We start from the raw sequence: 17,735 nt of genomic DNA, 5'->3' as shown, positions 1-17,735 counted from the left end.
CAGATCGTCGAATTCGACTGTCGGGTCTCGCAGCGCCCGTTCCGCCCGGTCGCTCACGACCCGGCCCGACCGGCGGCCGGTGTTGCGCGACCCTCCAGGGTCAGGGGTTTGGTGTTCCAGGACTCCAGCAGCAGCCGGCGCGGGCCGGTGTCGTGTCGCCACCGGACGGTGAGGCGGCGCCGCCGGCCGGGCAGCAGCGGCCGCGGATCACCGTCGACGACGGCCCAGCCGGTGGACTCCGGCGGCCGGTCGTCGGACAGTCGCAGGCCAACCGCGACCGCTCCGCCTGTGTGTTCGACGTCGACGACCCAGCGGTCGGCTGTCCGTTCCACGTGGAACATCACCTCTACCGGCGGGAGGTCCAGCAGCGCGCTCAGGTCCGCTCCCGCGGCCAGGAGGACGACTTCCTCGTCGATGACCGAGCCGTCCCGCGCGCGCCACTCCAGCTGCCAGAAGCCCAGTGGCGTGGACAGCGCACCGACGGCGACGCTCAGCGTGCCTGCCGGTCTCGGCTCGGCGACGGCGCCGAGGGTCCAGCGCTCCTCGGCGACCGGCCGGCCGTGCTGGTCCAGTAGCCGCGCGGTGACGGTGCCTCCGGGAGCGCGGCCGGGTTCGGACCAGACCCACGCCTCGACCATGGGCGCTTCGCCCCGATGCGCGATCCGGTCGACCCGAGCGGTCACGCGCTCTGGCCGGTAGGCCCGCGCGACGGCGTGGAACGCCGGCTTCGGCTCGCCCGCGTGGTCCACGACCGCCGTACACCAGGCGTTCGGATACGACTCCGCCAACTGCCAGGGCAGCACCATGCTGCACCGGGGCCACCGCCGCCGGTCCGCCTCCACGGCGTAGGCCAGCCCCGTGGCCTGCAGGAACTGGCTCGCCGCGCGGTAGGCATCGGGGGAGTCGAGCCGGCCGCCGAAGCACTCGCGCACCAGCTCGGCGTTGTTCCACCAGTCGCCCAGGTGCCGGTAGACCGGGTTGTCACGCCCGACCGGCCACTGGTCGGGCGTCGGCACCGACGCCGTCCAGGCCCGCCGGTTGGCCATGCCTTCGACGCCGAACTCGGTGTGCGCCAGCGCCCGGCCGCGGTTGTACAGGGTGTAGTGCGCCTCAAGGCCCTGATGCTCCCACGGGCCGTGCACGTCGTGCAGGCCGTCCGGGTCGGCGTCGATGACGTCCAGCCGGTTGTGGAAGCGGCGCCCGGTCGGCGACGTCGCCACCCAGTGCCGGCCCGGGTCCAGCCGGGCCACCTCTTCGCGCAGTGCGGCCAGCGCGGGGGAGCGGTCCTCGGACAGCGGGCCGGTGTCGTCCTCCAGCTCGTTGCCGCCGCCCCACATCAGCAGCGACGGATGGCGGGTGCGTCCGGGCACGACGGCGCCGGCCTCGGCCCGTAGATGGTCGACGAAGCCGGGATCGCGCGATGGCGCACTCTGCAGGCCGGAGCTGGACTGCGAGAACTCCTGCCAGATCAGTAGCCCGGCGCGGTCGCAGGCGGCGTAGAAGTCGGGTGTCTCGACCAGCCCACCGCCCCACACCCGCATCAGCCGGGCTCCGGAGCGAGCGGCGAGATCGACCACGTGCTCGACCTTCGCCGCGTCGATGTCCCCGTAAAGCGCGTCGGCCGGTGCCCAGTTCCAGCCCAGCAGCTCGATCCGCCGGCCGTTGACGACGGCGGTGTACGGCAGCGCACCGGGCTCGGCACCGTCGTTCGCCACCATGCGCACGTGCCGGAAGCCGGTGCGGCCCTGCCAGGACGCCGAGCCACCGTCCGGCTCGCTCACCCGAAGCTCGACGTCGTACAGCGGCTGGTCGCCGAGGCCGTTCGGCCACCACAGCCGTGGCTGCGGCACCGTCACCGATCCAGTCAGCTCACCCGCCGGGCCGGCCGCGAGGGACGCGGCCGCGACCTCGGCGCCGTCGTACCGGACCACCACCTCTCCGGTCACCGGCACGCCGGGCGGGGCCTCGACCACGCCGCGGACCTCCAGCCGGCCGGCTGCCAGACCGGCGTCCAACGACGGTCGCACCGACGCCTCGGCCAGGTGCAGCCGGCCGATCTCCAGCCGGACGTCGCGCCAGATTCCCTGGTGGATCAGCCGCGGACAGAAGTCCCAGCCGTAGCCCATCCGCGGCGTGTGCACGGTGACCCGGTCGGTGCGGCCCACCTGCGGCTCGGTGGCCGGGGCCGGGTCCACCACGACCGCCAGCCGGTGATCCCCGCCGGGCGCCACCTGCTCCGTCACATCGAACCGGGCCCGGCGATAGAGCCCGTCCACGCGGCCGACGCGGGCACCGTCGACCCACACGGTCCCGCCGGGGTCGACGCCGTCCAGGCACAGGACCGCCCGTTCCCCGTCCGCCAGCGACGGCACCGAGACCGAGCGCCGGTATACCCAGGAGCGCGCGCTGACCCACTCCGCGAACCGGGAGTTGCGGCCGACATACGGGTCGGGCAGCTCGCCGGCACGGTGCAGGTCACCGATCACGGCACCGGGGACGCAGGCGGGCAGCCAGCCCGGGGTCAGGCTGGCTCCCGCCGCCGCCTCACCGGCGTTGTTCCGCGCCGTCACCGGCTTGTCCAGATACCACTGCCACGTGTCGCCGAGCGCCTCGCGCACCGACCACCTGCCACCGAGATCGACCGCCGTCACCCCTTGCTTCCGGTGGTCGCGATGCCCTGGACGAAGTGCCGCTGTCCGATGAAGAACAGGATGATCATCGGGACCGTCGTGATCACGCTGGCGGTCACGACGATCTCCCAGTGCCACTCACCTCCGAAGCCGTACTGGTCCAGCAACGCCTTCAGTCCCCGCGGAACCGTGAAGTTGTCGCTGTCGCGCAGGTAGATCAGCGGTCGCATCAGATCGGTCCAGGCGGCCTGGAACTCGAAGATCAGCGTGATGATCAATGCCGGTTTGCACAGCGGCATCGCGATGCGTCGGAAGATCATCCAGTTGTTGGCGCCGTCGATGCGGGCGGCCTCGAACAGCTCCCGTGGCAGGCCGAGGAAGAACTGCCGCAACAGGAAGATGTAGAAGGCGCTGCCGAACAGGTTCTGCGCCCACAGCGGCGTCAGCGTGTCCACCATGCCGAGGCTGTTCCAGATGAGGAACTGGGGGATCATCGTCACCGCGCCCGGCAGCATCATCGTCGCCAGCACCACACCGAACAGCACGTTGCGTCCGCGGAAGCGGAAGTACGAGAAGCCCCACGCCACCAGCGCGCTGCTCAGCGTCACCGTCACGGCCGCCAGCACGGTCACCAGGATCGTGTTCCACAGCCACAGCGCCATCGGCGCCTCGTCCCAGACGTTCAGGTAGTTCTCGAACGTGAACGTCTCCGGGATGAGCTTGTTGTCGAAGACCTCGCCGCGGGGCTTGAACGACGCACTGATCAGCCAGATGAACGGGTAGATGAACACCAGCGTCGCCAGCACCAGGCCGGTCCAGATCAGCGCCTTGACCGGCGTGATCCTGCGGCGGCGCTTCGGCCGTGGCGGCGCGTCCGGTTCCGGCGCCTCGGTCGGCGGTCCGAGCCGCGTCTGCGTCGTCATCGCTGCTCACCCTCGTAGTAGACGAACCGCCGGCTGACCTTGATCTGGATCGCGGTGAAGATCATGATGATCACGAACAGCAGCCAGGCCAACGCCGAGGCGTAACCCATGTGCAGGAACTCGAACGCCTCGCGGAACAGGTAGATCACGTAGAACAGCGCCGCGTCGTTGCTGTAGGTCGTGTTGCCGGACCCGAAGAACGCCGTGTAGGCCTCGGTGAACGTCTGGAACCCGGCGATGGTGTTGACGATGAAGATGAAGAACAGCGCCCCGCTGATCATGGGGACGGTGATCTTCCGGGTCTGCTGCCACCAGTTGGCGCCGTCGACGCGGGCGGAGTCGTACAGCTCCTGCGGCACGTTTCGCAGCGCGGCCAGCAGGATGATCACCGACGAGCCGACCGACCAGAGGCTCATCAGGATCAGGCCGGGCTTGACCCAGTTCGGGTCGGTGGTCCAGGCCGGGCCGTCGATACCGAACCAACCCAGCACGCCGTTGATCAGGCCGCTCTGCCCGTTGAACAGCAGCAGGAGCAGGATGCCGACGGCCACCGGCGGCGTCATCTTCGGCAGGAAGAAGGCCGTGCGGAAGAACCCCGACGCACGCCCGGCCTTGTCCAGCAGCAGTGCCAGGCCCAGCGAGACGATGACGTAGACCGGCACCTGGATGACCGTGAAGAAGAACGTGTTCCACAGCGACAGCCTGACCTTGGGGTCGCGGAACAGCTCTTCGTAGTTCTCGAGGCCCACGAAGTTCGGGCTGTTGATCACGTCGTAGTCGGTCAGCGACAGGTAGCCGCTGTAGATGATCGGCCACGCCGTGAAGACCAGGAAGCCGATGATCCACGGGCTGATGAACAGCAGTGCCGCCCTCATCTCCCGCCGGCGGCTGATGCGGCGCGCCCGGGCCGCTCGGTCATCACCGAGCGACCCGGGCGCGTGGACCTGCGTGGAGGCCAAGGCGTCAGCCCTCTTCCTCGTCCCAGGTCGCCCACGCCTCGTCGAGAGCCGCCTGAGCTTCCTCCTGTGCCTGCGCCAGGGCGTCCGCGGGCTCCTGCTGACCGTTGAGAACCCGGTTCACGGCGTCCTGCCACGCGGTCTTGAACTCCGCGTCGGCCGGGTTGGCCGGCAGGGTGAACGTGTGCTCGTTGGCCTCGTAGGTGGCCTCGACGGCGGCGTCCCACTTCGGGTCGCCGATGGGCTGGACGAACTGCTCCTGGATGGCCGCGTCCGCCTCGGCGTTGCCGGTGAGCAGGCCGGTGAACGGCTTGCCCTCGGCCTCGCGCAGGTCGACGCGGGCCTGGGCGGCCGCGATCCAGCTCTCCGTCTCCGTCATGGTCTTGATGAACCGGCAGGCGGCCTCCGGGTTGGCGCTGCCGTCCGGGATGGCCCACGCCGAGCCCGACGCGTAGGCGAGCGGCTCACCCTCCAGGTCGCGGACGGTGTCGAACGCCATCGGCGCGTCCGGCGACACGTCGTTGAGCACGTTGACGTACCACTGCTCCATCGGCATCGCGCCCAGCACGTTGGTGGCGAACTGGTTGCCCGCGCCGAAGAAGTCGGCGGAGTCGCGGTACGCCTTCACCACGCCGAAGCCGCCCTGCGCGTCGTAGATGCTGACGGCCCACTCCAGCGCCTCGAGCACGGCGGGGTCGTCGAGCTGAGCGGTCCGGCCGTCCTCGGAGAGCAGGTCGGCGCCGTTGGCCTTGGCCCACAGGGGCAGGAACTCCGGCAGCTTGCTGTCGTAGCCGATGACCGACAGGCTGTTGCCGCTGCCTTGGTACATCGCCTGGTTGGCGGCGCTGACGGCATCCCAGTCGGAGCCGTTGACGTCCTCGATCGTCAGCCCGGCGGCGGCCAGCAGGTCGGCGTTCGCCTGCGTGATCTGGACCGAGTTGAACTCCGGGATGCCGTAGGTCTGGCCGTCGAAGGTCACCTGCTCCAGCGCCGGCTCGAGGTACATCGACGTGTCGATGCCCTCGCCCTCGATGCACTCGTCCAGCGGCATGATGGCGCCGCGCGAGGCGAAGGTGCCGATCTGGTCGCGGTTGGCGTAGACCAGTTCCGGCGGCTCACCGCTGGCGATGGCGGACAGGAACTGCTGGATGTCCAGGTCGCCCTCGATGAGGCTGATCTCGGCCGGCGCGATCGCCTCACCGGCCAGGTCGATCCGGGTCTGCCCGATCTCGTCGGTGGCGCCGAACCCCATGACGTTCAGCTCGCCGCTCAGCTCGGCTTCGGGATCGAAGACGGCGCCACCGGACTCGTCGTCCGAATCGTCGTCACTGGTGCCCTGGGCGCAACCAGCCAGCACCATGCCGGCCGTCAGCGCCACGACGGACCATCGAACAGCTGCTGGTCTCATGGACTGTCCTCCATCTATGGGGAGGCGTCAGGAAGGCGACGCCTGCAACGTCGGGCGACGTCCAGGCGGGAGCGTCGCGATGTCCAATTCGGTCCGCCCGTACCCAAAGGCCGGGCGACCAGCGCCGCGCCAGCGATCGAGCCGGAATCGGCTCGTCACCAATGTGGCATCGTTGCCATGTGAGAACGTACCCACACGGCTGGGTCCCGTCAACGGGTTCGGATTAACGAAATGGAAACAGGGGTTCTCATGGCGGTGTGGTGACGTCGACGAGACGGCGTGCGGCCAGCTCCGGCGAGCTCAGCACCGGCACTGCGGCGGCGCCGGCGGCAGACCTCGCCGCGGCGGCCATGGATGCCTGAGCCAGCACCACGACGTCGGACCGCTCCGGCCGCGCCCATCGGCCGACCGCCTCGGCCACCAGCGCGTCGTGACGGCTGCCGTCGCCGCCGTCCCGAGCGTGCGCGGCCTCCTCCAGCAGCTCGACCTCGACCGTGACCTCGATGCCGGCCGCCTCCGCGCTGCGCTGTACCAGCCGCCGCGTCGGCCCGACCGTCGAGCCGGCCGTCGCGAGAACGGCCACTCTGCCGCCGTCGCCGGCAAGTTCGACGGCGCGGTCGGCCATGCCCTGGTCGACGCGCACCACCGGGACGTCATCGCCGAGCCGGTCGAGCACCTGCTCGCTGGCCTCTCCCAGCGACGAGCACGTCACCAGCACGCCGGCGGCCCCACGCTCGCGCAGGTACGCCACGTGCGCGGCCAGCCGGTCGACCACGTCGGGCGTGACACCGGCCGACAGCGCCGTGCGCAGCAGCCAGGGATCGGTGACGTGGATGGGCTCGATGTCGCGGTCACCGGCCGCCTCGGACACCAGGTCGTGAAAGACCGGGCCGAGCGACGGGACGGTGTGCACGAGGCCGACGCGGGTCATCCGTTCGCTCCGTCGCCCTGCCGCGCCGCTGGGGCCGGCTCGCCCCACCACGGCCTGGCGTGCTCGTCGACGATGGACACCAGCCGTTCCAGCCGGGGCACCGACCGTTCGGCCAGTCCCGTGCGCGGCTGGCCGACCACATCGCTCCACAGCGCCCGGCCGGCCAGGAACCCGGACGCACCCGCGCGGCACGCAGCCTCGACCGCGGCCGGGAACCGGTCCTGCCGGACACCCTGCGAGAGCACCACCCACGGGCCGGTGATCGCGTCGTCGAGTTCACGGCACGCGTCCTCGAGTTCGGCCGGCTCGCCCTCACCAGCGCTGGGAACCTGCGCCTTGTACAGGCTCGGCCCCAGGATCGACAGTTCCTCGGCCGCCTCGCGGATGGCGGCATTCAGGTCCCAGCCGCCGCCGTCCTGCTCCGCCGCCGTCGGCCGGACCACCGGCTCCAGCACGGACAGAACGCCCCGGGCGCGGGCCGCCTCGATGAAGTCGCGAGCGAGCTCCACCCGCTGCTCGCGCCGCTGGTCCCGGCGCCAGATCACCAGGAGCTTCACCGCCGCGACGCCGTCGAGGTCACTGCCGTCGGCCAGGAACGCCGGGTCGAGCGCGGTCTCCTCGACCGGCCCGCCCATCTGCTGCTCCAGCGCGTCGACGGCCAGGATCAGCCCACACGTTTCCGGAAGCAGCCGGTCGCGGCGCACGTCCTCGAAGCCCAGCTCCCGGTCGATCAGGAAGCCCGAGGCGAACGGACCGAGGCGACGAGCCACCTCGAGCTTGAAGTCGATCAGCTCACTGGTTTCCGGCCGCCCGGCTCCGGCCTGGTCGAACATGGTGCGCAGGCTCTCGCGCTGATCCATCGCGACCATCGCGAGGCCGCCGCCGGGGCGGGCCAGCGCATCGAGGGTGGGGACACGTGTCATGACCGTAGTTTGTGAGAAGTCGAACAAACTCGTCAAGAAGTGTTCGATACTTGACAGAAAAGTCGGCGATCGACTTTGCTGAGCGGGTGCGTTACACCGACGCGCCGCGGCGGCGCGATGAGCTGCTGAAACGGCTGCGCGCGTCCGGATACGTCTCGGCGGGCCATGCCGCGGCCGACCTCGGCGTCTCGGAGATGACCATCCGGCGCGACCTCCACCAGCTCGCCGACGACGGGTACGCCGTCCGGGTGACCGGCGGCGCCCGGCTGCCCGACGGCGCCGGCGTGCCGTTCGAGCAGCGCAGCGACCACAGCGCCGGACAGAAGCGGGCCGTCGCCGGCGCCACCGCGGCGTTGCTCGAACCGGGCGCCACGGTGGCCCTCGACTCCGGCACGACCGTGGCCCGGCTGGCGGAAGTGCTCCCGCCCGACCTCACGGTCGTCACCCACTCGGTCCCGGTCATCGCCAGCTGCGCCGCCCGCACGGACCTGCGGCTGATCGGCCTGGGGGGCATCTTCCACCCCGTCACGCGGTCGTTCGGCGGCCCGGCCGTACGCACGGCACTGCAGGACATCGTCGTCGACGTCGCCGTGCTCTCGGCCACCGCCGTCGGCCCCGACGGTGTGTACTGCAGTGATCTGTACGACGCGGAGACCAAGCAGGCCATCGCGGGTGCCGCCCGCTCCGTCATCGTCGCCACCGACGGGTCGAAACTGCGTGCGCACGCACCCATCCGGTTCGCCGGGCTGGAGTCCGTCGCCGTGCTGGTCACCGACGAATCCGCCCCGGCGGTGACGGCGTCCGCCATCCGGGCGGCGGGCGTGCGGGTGGTCCTGGCCGGGGTCAAGCCGACCCGCGGACCCGCCGCGGCGACGTCGGTGGAGCCGGCGGGTGAGCCGCAATGACCTGGTTGGGTGTGATCGCCGACGACGTCACCGGCGCCTGCGACCTCGCCGGCGTCGTGACGGCGGCCGGACTGCCGGCCACCGTCCTGCTCGGGCCGCCGCAGCCCGGTGACGAACCGGCACCCGGCGCCGAGTGCGCCGTCGTCGCGCTGGCCTCGCGGACCGCACCGGCCGACGACGCCGTCGCCTGGTCCGTCGCCGCCGGGCAATGGCTTCTCGACCACGGCGCACAGCGGCTGTACCAGAAGTACTGCTCGACCTTCGACTCCACGAAGGACGGCACCATCGGGCCGGTCGCCGACGCGCTTGCCGACCTGACCGGCACGGGGTCGTCCGTGGGCACGCCCGCCACTCCTGCCGTCGGGCGCACCGTCTACCAGGGGCACCTCTTCGTGGACGGGCGGCTGCTGTCGGAGTCGCCGCTGCGCGACCATCCGCTGACCCCGATGACCGACCCCGACCTGGCGCGGGTCCTGGGCGCCCAGACTCCGCGGCCGGTCGCGGTGGTGCCGTGGCCGACGTTCGGTGGCCGCGCCGACGCGCCCGCCTCGGTGCGCCGTCAGGTGGCTGCCGCCGCCGGCGGGCACGTACTCCTGGACGCCATCACCGACGCCGACCTCGATCTGCACGCCACGACGCTGTTCGAGGGCGACGAGCTGCTCGGTGGCGCCTCCGGACTGGCAGCCGGGCTGGCTCGCCGGTACGCGACGCTGGCCGGACGGGCGCCGGGTTCCGGTCCCTCGCCGCTACCGGACGTGGACAGCGGCGGCGGGCGGGTGGTGCTCGCCGGTAGCTGCTCGCGGCGCACCCGCGAGCAGATCGCCGCGTTCGGTGGGCCGGTGGTACGGATCGGGGTCGACGACCTCGCGGCCGACCCCGCCCGGACGGTGTCCGCCGCCATCGCCGCGGCGCTCACCGCGCTGCGCTCCGCCGACGGCAGTCCGGTGCTGGTCACCACCAGCCTCGACCCGCAGGAGCTGCGCCGGGTGCAGGAACGGCACGGGCGCGACCGCTCCGCGCGGCTGGCCGAGGACGCCCTCGCCGACGTGGCGCGAGCGGTCGTCGAGGCCGGGGTGCGGCGGCTGATCGTCGCCGGCGGTGAGACCTCCGGCGCGGTGACCCGGGCTCTGGGCGTACGCCAGGTCGTCATCGGCGACCAGGTGGCGCCAGGTGTGCCGTGGACCGTGAGCGCCGGTCCGATGCGGCTCGCGCTGCTGCTGAAGTCCGGCAACTTCGGGCCCGCCGATCTGTTCACCACCGCCTGGGAGGTGGCACCGTGACCCAGGCCGAACAGCTGGTCCTGGCCTGCCGCCGGCTGGCCGCGCTCGGTCTGTCTCCCGGCGGGTCGGGCAACGCCAGTGTCCGCGTGGGCGAGCAGGTCTTCGTCACACCGACCGGGAGCGCGCTGGGCAGGGTCACCGAGGACGACCTTGCCGTGCTGGCCACGGATGGCACCGCGCTGTCGGCCAACCGGCCGTCCAAGGAGTTCCCCCTGCACCTGGCGGCGTACCGGGCGCGGCCCGAGGCACGGGCCATCGTGCACCTGCACTCGGTGCACGCGGTGGCGGTGGCCTGCCTCGACACCGAACCGCCGCTGCCTGTCCTGACGCCGTACCAGGTCACCCGGCTCGGCGCGCTGCCGGTGGCGCCGTACGCCCGCCCCGGCAGCGAAGCCCTCGCCACCGGCGTCGCCGAACTGATGACCGAGCACCACGCGGTGCTGATGGCCAACCACGGCAGCGTGGTCGCGGCGTCCGACATCGACCTCGCCGCCGACCTGGCCGAGGAGTTGGAGTCCACGGCCAGGCTGGCGTTGCTGTTGCGTGGGCTGCCGTACCGGGAGTTGCCCTCGCCGCCGTGATCAGCGCGAACGCCACCAGCGGACGGTTTCGGCCAGGGCTTCGTCGATGGGGGTGGGCCGCTCGCCGAACGTCTCCTGGAAGTCCGACGAGTCCAGCACGAACGGCCGGTCGAACTGGTAGCGCAGCTCCCGGATCTCGCGCATCGTCGGCGAACCCAGCGCCATCGCCTCGGTGAACAGCCGCGGGACCTGCCGGACCTTGGACCGCGGCGCGCCCGCCACCCGGGTGAGCCGATCGGCGAGCTGGCGGGCGGTCAGCGGCGCGTCCGTGGGCACGTGCCAGGCCCGGCCCCACGCCCGCTCGTCCCGGCCGGCGACGGCCAGCGCGCGGGCGACGTCGCCGACATAGGTCCAGCTGCGCACCACATCAGGGTCGAACAGGTAGGTGGCCGGCTTGCCCGCCAGCAGGGCCGGGACGAACCGCTCACCGATGTGACCCTGGGAGAGCACCCCGGGACCGAAGTAGTCCGAGCCGCGCAGCTCCGTCACCCGGACCCGGCCGGCGCGGTGAGCGGTCAGCGCGTCGTTCCACATGGTGGTGCGCACCTGGCCCTTGACGCCGGTGCTCGCCAGCGGCAGATCCTCCGTCATGGGGCCGTCGACCGGACCATAGACGTAGAGGTTGCCGAGGATGGTCAGCACAGCGCCGTTCGCCTCGGCCGCGCCGAGCAGGGACCGGGCGATCGGCGGCCAGTCCTGCGTCCAGCGGTGGTACTGGGGGTTGACGCAGTTGTAGATGACGTCGGCCCCGCGGGTGATCTCGGTCAGCCGGTCCCGGTCGCTCGCGTCCGCGGACACGTTAGTCACGCCGTCCGGGCCGGAGCCGGACCGGCTCACCACCACGACGTCCTGCCCGTCGTCCGACAACAGTGTGGCCAGCAGGGCGCCGATCTGGCCGGCTCCGACGATGACGTGCTTGCTCATGTGATTGCTCCGCTCTGGGTCGCTGGTTCGCGAGGTTGCGTGTATCGCAGCCGCGAAATGGAACAGGTGCTTCCGTTCGAGAGCAATGCTCTCTGTTTGGAGCGATGCTGTCAAGAGCGGCGCTCTCCTTTTGATGCAGCGCTCTGATATGGTCTGCTTCATGAGTGCCAGCCGGACCGCACGCGAACGTGCCCGTGCAGAGCTGACCAGGGAGATCACCGAGATCGGCCGCCGCCAGCTCGGCACCGAAGGAGCCGCCGGACTGTCCCTGCGGGCCATCGCCCGCGAAATGGGCATGGTCTCGTCGGCCATCTATCGCTACTTCCCGAGCCGCGACGACCTCCTGACCGCACTGATCATCGACGCTTACAACGCTCTCGGCGACGCCGTCGAGCAGGCGGACGCCGGCTGCGCCGAGACCGACTACGCCGGCCGCTGGCGCGCCGTATGCCACGCCGTCCGCACCTGGGCACTGTCACACCCGCACGAATACGCGCTGCTCTACGGGTCACCGGTGCCCGGATACCAAGCGCCGCAGGACACCGTCGGGCCGGCCGTACGCGACACCGCCGTCTTCGGGCGCATCCTCTCCTCGGCGTGCGCGGCCGGTGCGCTCTCCCCGCCGGACGGGTTCCCGGCGCCGCCACCGTCCTTCAGCTCCGACGCCGACGAGGTGCGCACGCTCATGCCCGGTCTGCCCGACGACCTGGTCGCCCGCGCCATCGCCGCCTGGACCGGGCTCTTCGGGCTGCTGAGCTTCGAGATCTTCGGCCAGTTCAACAACGTCATCACCGACCGCACCGCCCTGTTCGATCACGCGACCACCACCCTCGGGCGGCTGATCGGCCTCCCGGGTAACGCACCGGGTTGACCTCAACTCAGGTCGAGGTTGAATCATCGCCCGCATGACCACGAGCCAGCGGGTGGCCGACCCCCCGTCGCTGTTCAGCCGGGCCCACCTGCCGCTCGCCCTCGGCGCGGTCGCGCTCGTGACCCTGGGTGCCTTCGAGAACCGCGCCGTCGGCACCGCGCTGCCCACGCTCGTGGCCGAGTTCGACGCGCTCGGCAGCTTCGGCCTGGCCAACGCCGCACCCGTGGCGAGCTACGTTGTCTCCCTCGCGATCGCCGGCGGATGGGCCGACCGGTCCGGGCCGGTGGCGCCGCTGCGGGCGGGAGTGGTCACCTTCGCCGTAGCGCAGCTGCTCGTCGGGAGTGCGGCCGGCATGCCTCAGGTGATCGGGGGACGGCTGCTCAGCGGGCTGGCCGAAGGGCTCATCGACGTCGGGGTCATGGTGCTGGTGGCGCGAGCCCTGCCGGTCGGGCTGCGGCCGCGGATGTTCTCACTGTTCGCGGCCGCCTGGGTGCTGCCCTCGGTGGTCGGCCCGTTCCTGACGGGGCTGGTCACCGAACAGGTCGGCTGGCGCTGGGTGTTCCTCGGCGCTCTGGTCATCCTGATTCCCACCTGGCTGCTGATCCAGCCCGCCATCCGTTCGGTGCGGGCCGCGCCCGGGGATGCCGTCGACCCTGGTGACGGGTCCGCGCGGGCCACGCCGCCGCGCGCTCTCGTGCCGTGGGCGGCCACCGCCGCCGTCGCCGTCTTCGGGCTCACCGTGGCCGGCGAGCATCTCGAGGACCACCCCCTGACCGGCGGGATCGCCGTCGCCGTCGGGGCGGCCGGCGTGCTCGTCGCGGCCCGGCGGCTGCTCCCGGCCGGCACGTTCCGGCTGCGCCGCGGATTGCCGACCGTGGTCGCCGAGCGAGGCTTCGCGGCCGCCGCGTTCGCCGGTGCCGGCTCCTGGCTGCCGTTGCTGCTCACCCTGCTGCACGACTTCAGGCCGTCCACCGCCGGCACCAGCCTCTCCATCACCGGTGTGGCGTGGGCGTTCGGCTCCTGGCTCCAGGGCCGCGACCACCGGTACTCGCGGGTCACCGTGCTGCGAGCCGGGCTGGCGGCCATGACCACGGGCATCGCCGTCACGACACTGCTGGCCTGGCCGGCGGTACCGCCCGTTGCCGGGTTGGCCGGCTGGGCCGTGGCGGGCATCGGGATGGGACTCACCTCGCCGATACTGTCCCTGTTGATCCTCGACCAATCCGACCGGACCAACCAGGGCCGCAACGTCAGCGCGGGACACCTGGCGGGGTCGTTGAGTACGGCGACGGCGTTCGCGGCCGGTGGCACGGCGGTCGCGTACGCCGCGCCGTCGCCGGGCCCGGTGACGTTCGCCGCCATGCTGGCCGCGAGCACCGCCGTCGCCCTGGCCGGACTGCTCGCGGCCGGGCGGGTCGTCACCGAGCACCGTGCCCGGGTCCCCGCCCACACAGGAAGGTGACGGTGGAAGAGCAGGTGGCGGCGATGGCGCGCGTCCTGTGCGACGTGGACGGTGTCGTCGGGGTCGCACTCGGCGGGAGCCGGGCCCGCGGCACCCATCGGCCCGACTCCGACTACGACCTCGGCCTCTATTACCGCGGCCGCCTGGACACCAGCGCTGTGGGCGATCTGGCGCGCCGCTTCGGCGGTCCCGGGACACGCGTCACCGAACCGGGCGAGTGGGGCCCGTGGGTCGACGGCGGCGGCTGGTTGACCGTGGACGGCGTGGCCGTCGACTGGCTGTACCGCGATGCCGACCGGGTGGCCGCGTCGATCGCGAGCGCCGAACGCGGCGAGTACGCCTTCCACCAGCAGGCCGGCCACCCCCTCGGCGTCCCCGACTTCGCCTATGCGGGCGAGCTCGCGCTGGCCGTCCTGCTGGCCGACCCCAGCGGCGAACTGGCGGCCCAGGCCGTCGCGCCCGGACGTACCCGGAGCCGTTGCGGGAGGCGTTGTGCCGGGGATTGTGGGAGGCGACGTTCTCGGTCGAGATCGCCGCGAAGGCCGCACAGCGGGCCGACGCCGCGTACGTCGCCGGCTGCCTGTTCCGCGCTGTCGGGGTCTGCGCGCACGCCCTGCACGGTCATGACCGGCGCTGGCTGATCAACGAGAAGGGCGCCGTCGAAGCAGCCGGCACGCTGCCCTCCGCGCCGCCCGGTTTCGCCGAACGGGCGCAGCGCCTGCTGGCCGCGCCGGGCGTGACGGCCGACGAGTTGATCCGGACCATCGAAGCCGCCCGTGACCTGGTACGCGACGTCGCGCCGCCGTCGGCGGGCCGGGCTGGGAACGGCACTGACGCGTCGTCGCCCATACGTCCGGCGCCACCTGGCTCAGGCCGTGACAGCCACCACCTGGCCGCGCGCCGAGCCCTCCACCGCCGCGACGTACGCCCGCGCGACCTCCCGGGCCGGCAGCCCCTTCTCCGGGTCCCAGCCGAACGTCTCCAGCGACTCCCGCACCCAGCCCGGCGCCACCAGGTTGAGCCGTAGATCTCGCGGCAGCTCTGGCGCCGCTGCCTCCACGAACGCCGCGAGCCCCGCGTTCACCAGGGCACCGAACGCACCACCCGGCAGCGGCTCCACGAACGTCCCGCCGGTGAGGGTGACGGACCCGCCGTCGTTCAGATGGTGCACGGCGGTGCGGACCAGCCGGACCTGGCCGAGCAGCTTGCCCGGCAACCCCGCAGTGAACTCGTCGTCGCCGGCGGTCACGAGGTCGGCCGTCGGCGCGTTCGCCGCGCAACACACGACCGCGTCGACATCACGCACGGTCTCGAACAGCTCCGCCACCGACTCCGGCCGGCTGACGTCGACCTGGACCGGCCCCCGGCGAGAGGCCCGGACCACCTCGTGCCGCTGCGCCAGCGCATCGGCGACGGCGGATCCGATGACCCCGCTGGCCCCGATGACAACGACCTTCTTCACTCGCCGCCCCTTCTTCTGCGAGCAGCATCCCTCTGCTCTTGCGTTGTGGGGAGCCATCTGATCGATGGCCCCCGTTGTGGACCGTCGGGATCCTTCACGACGACGTTGGCGGCACGCAAGTCGTTGAGCATCTGCGTGGCCTGTTGAACGTCGAGATCGAACATGTTGCGGATGGTCTTGTTCGTGATCCAGCCGTACTCAGCCAGATGCGCCTCCACACGCGGTCTGGCCGCGTCCGCTCGCGTACGGTGCTGCACCGCGGTCCCGAGCGCCGTCGCGACAGCGGGCCGTAAGCGCCAGCGGATTCCTCTCCGGGAATCTCCGTCCCGCTCGACAAGTGCATGTGGTCCCGCGGCGAGTGATTCCACTCGATGACGCGCCTCGTCTTCACTGACCTGCAACAACGTCGCGGCCATGGCGACGTTGACGGTCGGATGCTGGCACAGATGGGCCAAGGTCAGTAATGCGTCAACGTTGTCCCTGAGCGTCGATGGAAGCGAAGCGACGTAACTTGCGAACGCGCGGTTTGGCGCGCCACTGCTGAAGTAGACCTCTACTGAGAAGTCGTCGACGCGAATGCCAGGTACCTGCTGGCCAACGCGGACCTGTTCCCTGAACATTCGATCAATTCCGCGCGAGGCACGCTCGGCGAGTCCCAGCTGCTGCAGCGCACCCATCAGCACGGGATTGCGTGGCGTGGAGACGGTGCTGAGGAGCCTGTCCTGGGCGACACCGTAGGGCAATCCGCCTGGCGACCAAATTCGAAGGACGTTGGGAGATTGGTCGATGACCACACGTTCCTGTAGCGAGTAGTCGCGGTGAACGAGTGCATTAGTGACAGCTTCGTCAACGGCGATCGGGGAAAAGTCCGGTAGCGCCACCTCCTGCCCAGAGAGAAGCGCAACATGAGCGACCTCGGGGTCGATGCTCGATCGTATGAGATCGAGAGCATGGGGCAACAACACAACCAGCGGTTCTCGTAGACGACGGACAGACGGCTCGCCGCCGGATGCGCCGCGGACGAGGAGATCCAGTACGTCATAGCCGGGCGTGCAGAACAGGATCTCTCCAGCAACCAGCAGACGATCGTCACGGTCCACGACGTTCAGTGCCCGCAGCATACTCAGGTCGTCCAGCTCGGCCATCTGTGCGCGCAGGTCCACGAGCTGCGCCAGCAGGTACCGTGCCTGGTTCAATGCACTCGGCTGCACGTCTCGCCATGCACGTTCCGATGGCCGTGCGGTGAGATCCGGGTTCCGACGTTCATGAGCAAGAGCTCGGCGAGCATCCTCGCTGATTGGGTGGCACGAGGTGCCGTCCCTCCGCAAAGCCTTCCCTTTGGTGTCCGTCACCAGATCCAGACCCTCAGGGACGGTGATGATCAGCAGACGAACCCCACGGAACTCAACTTCGTCGATGGCGAGGGTCAACTGGGGGCGCGTGTTGCCGTAGATGCGCTGCCTCAGGAACTGAGGATCCTCGGCGGTGCCGGTAAGTGCGTCGACACCCGACGCCTTGTCGTCGACGCCGAGCACGATTCGCCCGCCGACCCCGTTAGAGAAACAGACCACCGCGTCGACCAGTTCTTCGACGAGCCGAGCTCGCGGGTTCTTTGGTGCGGCATGCCCAGTGACCGTGTGTGGGTCCCTCTTGAAATCCAAGGTCTCTGACTCCAGCGATCCAGCTGGAGCGCCATCCAGAACGCGCTGTAGTAGCTCCGTCAGGGAGTCGAGTTTCACAACTAGTTTCTAGCATGGATGAGTGCACAGTTCGCCTAGAAACTCTGTAGAAACTCGTGGCTCCCCGGCTGTGCCGCTGGCGGGGCACCGGGACGGTGTGCAGCGGGGTGCAGGTTTGCTGGCGGCAGTGCGCTCAGACCTGCAGCGGCGGCTCCGAACCGACCCTGTGTCCCGATCACCTGTCCACGCACACAGGACCGCATCATCAAACCGAATGCGGCATCCGCTGGCTGCCGATCACGGCGACGCCGATGTCGGCACACGCCCGTGCGGGCGGCCAAACCCGGTGCAGCAGCTGAGCCATGGAGTCTCGCCGCGACCCACCCCGTGCCGGGACTCCTGGGCCGTACCACGGAGAACTCCCGGTCAGGCGAACCTGACCGGGAGTTTCATGTGGTGCGCGAGGGGGGAGTTGAACCCCCACGTCCTTTCGGACACACGGACCTGAACCGTGCGCGTCTGCCTATTCCGCCACCCGCGCGCGGACACCGAAACCCTGCGGGCCGGTGCTGCGGCACCAAGGTTAACACGCCCTCGAGGGTGCGCGATTCCACAGACGTAGGGTTGAAATGACACCATGGGCGCGAGCACACGCCGAGGCGCCGGAACCCGGGAGCCGCCAACAGTCGTCACATCGGTTGTTCCGCTGTATCAATACGGCCAGCGTTCCTGGGCGGAACCGCACCGTCGTGCTGCTCACAGTTACGATCAGGGACACTGCCAGGGCGGCACCAGGCTGA

Annotated in this window: 14 protein-coding genes, 1 tRNA gene and 1 pseudogene; 6 read left to right on the top strand and 10 right to left on the bottom strand. The window is 70.8% G+C overall.

Annotated features, from left to right (window positions below; genetic code table 11):
• Positions 1–53: 53 nt before the first annotated feature.
• The 6 genes from JIAGA_RS26520 to JIAGA_RS26515 form a co-directional block, all read right to left on the bottom strand.
• Positions 54–2,651, bottom strand: a complete 2,598-nt coding sequence (locus JIAGA_RS26520; protein WP_051425492.1) for a glycoside hydrolase family 2 protein — start codon at positions 2,649–2,651, stop codon at positions 54–56.
• On the bottom strand, positions 2,648–3,553 hold the full coding sequence (locus JIAGA_RS0100300) for a carbohydrate ABC transporter permease (protein ID WP_157552455.1): 906 nt from the start codon (positions 3,551–3,553) through the stop codon (positions 2,648–2,650). Before JIAGA_RS0100300 ends, JIAGA_RS26520 begins: the two co-directional genes overlap by 4 nt.
• Positions 3,550–4,428, bottom strand: coding sequence for an ABC transporter permease subunit (locus JIAGA_RS0100295; RefSeq protein ID WP_157552452.1), 879 nt, complete (start codon positions 4,426–4,428; stop codon positions 3,550–3,552). Before JIAGA_RS0100295 ends, JIAGA_RS0100300 begins: the two co-directional genes overlap by 4 nt.
• A gap of 88 nt (positions 4,429–4,516) precedes the next feature.
• Positions 4,517–5,917: an extracellular solute-binding protein gene (locus JIAGA_RS0100290; RefSeq protein ID WP_026874135.1), complete on the bottom strand. Its 1,401-nt coding sequence runs from the start codon at positions 5,915–5,917 to the stop codon at positions 4,517–4,519.
• Between the two features lie 247 nt (positions 5,918–6,164).
• Positions 6,165–6,848: an aspartate/glutamate racemase family protein gene (locus tag JIAGA_RS0100285; RefSeq protein ID WP_026874134.1), complete on the bottom strand. Its 684-nt coding sequence runs from the start codon at positions 6,846–6,848 to the stop codon at positions 6,165–6,167.
• Positions 6,845–7,771 (bottom strand): hypothetical protein, encoded by a 927-nt coding sequence (locus tag JIAGA_RS26515; protein ID WP_051425491.1) that lies wholly within the window; start codon positions 7,769–7,771, stop codon positions 6,845–6,847. The genes JIAGA_RS0100285 and JIAGA_RS26515 overlap by 4 nt, the downstream gene beginning before the upstream one ends.
• 86 nt (positions 7,772–7,857) lie before the next feature.
• Here JIAGA_RS26515 and JIAGA_RS26510 point away from each other — a divergent pair, with 86 nt between their 5' ends.
• From JIAGA_RS26510 to JIAGA_RS0100265, 3 genes are read left to right on the top strand one after another with little or no spacing between them, the layout of a single operon-like run.
• A complete protein-coding gene (locus JIAGA_RS26510; RefSeq protein WP_051425490.1) occupies positions 7,858–8,676 on the top strand; it encodes a DeoR/GlpR family DNA-binding transcription regulator in 819 nt (272 codons plus the stop codon).
• A complete protein-coding gene (gene otnK / locus JIAGA_RS0100270; protein ID WP_026874133.1) occupies positions 8,673–9,956 on the top strand; it encodes a 3-oxo-tetronate kinase in 1,284 nt (427 codons plus the stop codon). Before JIAGA_RS26510 ends, otnK begins: the two co-directional genes overlap by 4 nt.
• A complete protein-coding gene (locus JIAGA_RS0100265) occupies positions 9,953–10,537 on the top strand; it encodes a class II aldolase/adducin family protein (protein ID WP_026874132.1) in 585 nt (194 codons plus the stop codon). The genes otnK and JIAGA_RS0100265 overlap by 4 nt, the downstream gene beginning before the upstream one ends.
• On the opposite strand, the gene JIAGA_RS0100260 is transcribed toward JIAGA_RS0100265, so the two are convergent.
• The gene (locus JIAGA_RS0100260; RefSeq protein ID WP_026874131.1) at positions 10,538–11,461 is read right to left on the bottom strand and encodes an NAD-dependent epimerase/dehydratase family protein; all 924 of its coding nucleotides are present in this window, start codon (positions 11,459–11,461) and stop codon (positions 10,538–10,540) included.
• 160 nt (positions 11,462–11,621) lie between these two features.
• Here JIAGA_RS0100260 and JIAGA_RS0100255 point away from each other — a divergent pair, with 160 nt between their 5' ends.
• The 3 genes and pseudogenes from JIAGA_RS0100255 to JIAGA_RS26500 form a co-directional block, all read left to right on the top strand.
• On the top strand, positions 11,622–12,332 hold the full coding sequence (locus tag JIAGA_RS0100255) for a TetR/AcrR family transcriptional regulator (RefSeq protein WP_026874130.1): 711 nt from the start codon (positions 11,622–11,624) through the stop codon (positions 12,330–12,332).
• Positions 12,333–12,366: 34 nt separating this feature from the next.
• Complete coding sequence (locus JIAGA_RS26505) at positions 12,367–13,794, top strand: MFS transporter (RefSeq protein ID WP_051425489.1); 1,428 nt, start codon at positions 12,367–12,369, stop codon at positions 13,792–13,794.
• A gap of 23 nt (positions 13,795–13,817) precedes the next feature.
• Positions 13,818–14,587: pseudogene (locus tag JIAGA_RS26500) on the top strand (nucleotidyltransferase domain-containing protein); the annotation flags it as partial.
• A 75-nt stretch (positions 14,588–14,662) separates the two neighbouring features.
• Here JIAGA_RS26500 and JIAGA_RS0100240 read toward each other — a convergent pair.
• The 3 genes from JIAGA_RS0100240 to JIAGA_RS0100230 form a co-directional block, all read right to left on the bottom strand.
• Positions 14,663–15,256 (bottom strand): short chain dehydrogenase, encoded by a 594-nt coding sequence (locus JIAGA_RS0100240; protein ID WP_026874129.1) that lies wholly within the window; start codon positions 15,254–15,256, stop codon positions 14,663–14,665.
• A complete protein-coding gene (locus JIAGA_RS0100235; RefSeq protein WP_084469358.1) occupies positions 15,253–16,995 on the bottom strand; it encodes an RNA-binding domain-containing protein in 1,743 nt (580 codons plus the stop codon). The genes JIAGA_RS0100240 and JIAGA_RS0100235 overlap by 4 nt, the downstream gene beginning before the upstream one ends.
• Positions 16,996–17,389: 394 nt before the next feature.
• Positions 17,390–17,476: transfer RNA gene (locus tag JIAGA_RS0100230), tRNA-Leu, on the bottom strand.
• Positions 17,477–17,735: the final 259 nt, after the last annotated feature.

The organism is Jiangella gansuensis DSM 44835, assembly GCF_000515395.1.
In the GTDB taxonomy this organism is placed as follows: domain Bacteria; phylum Actinomycetota; class Actinomycetes; order Jiangellales; family Jiangellaceae; genus Jiangella; species Jiangella gansuensis.
Note: the sequence above shows the minus strand (reverse complement) of the source record. Positions and strands in the feature narration are given on the sequence as shown.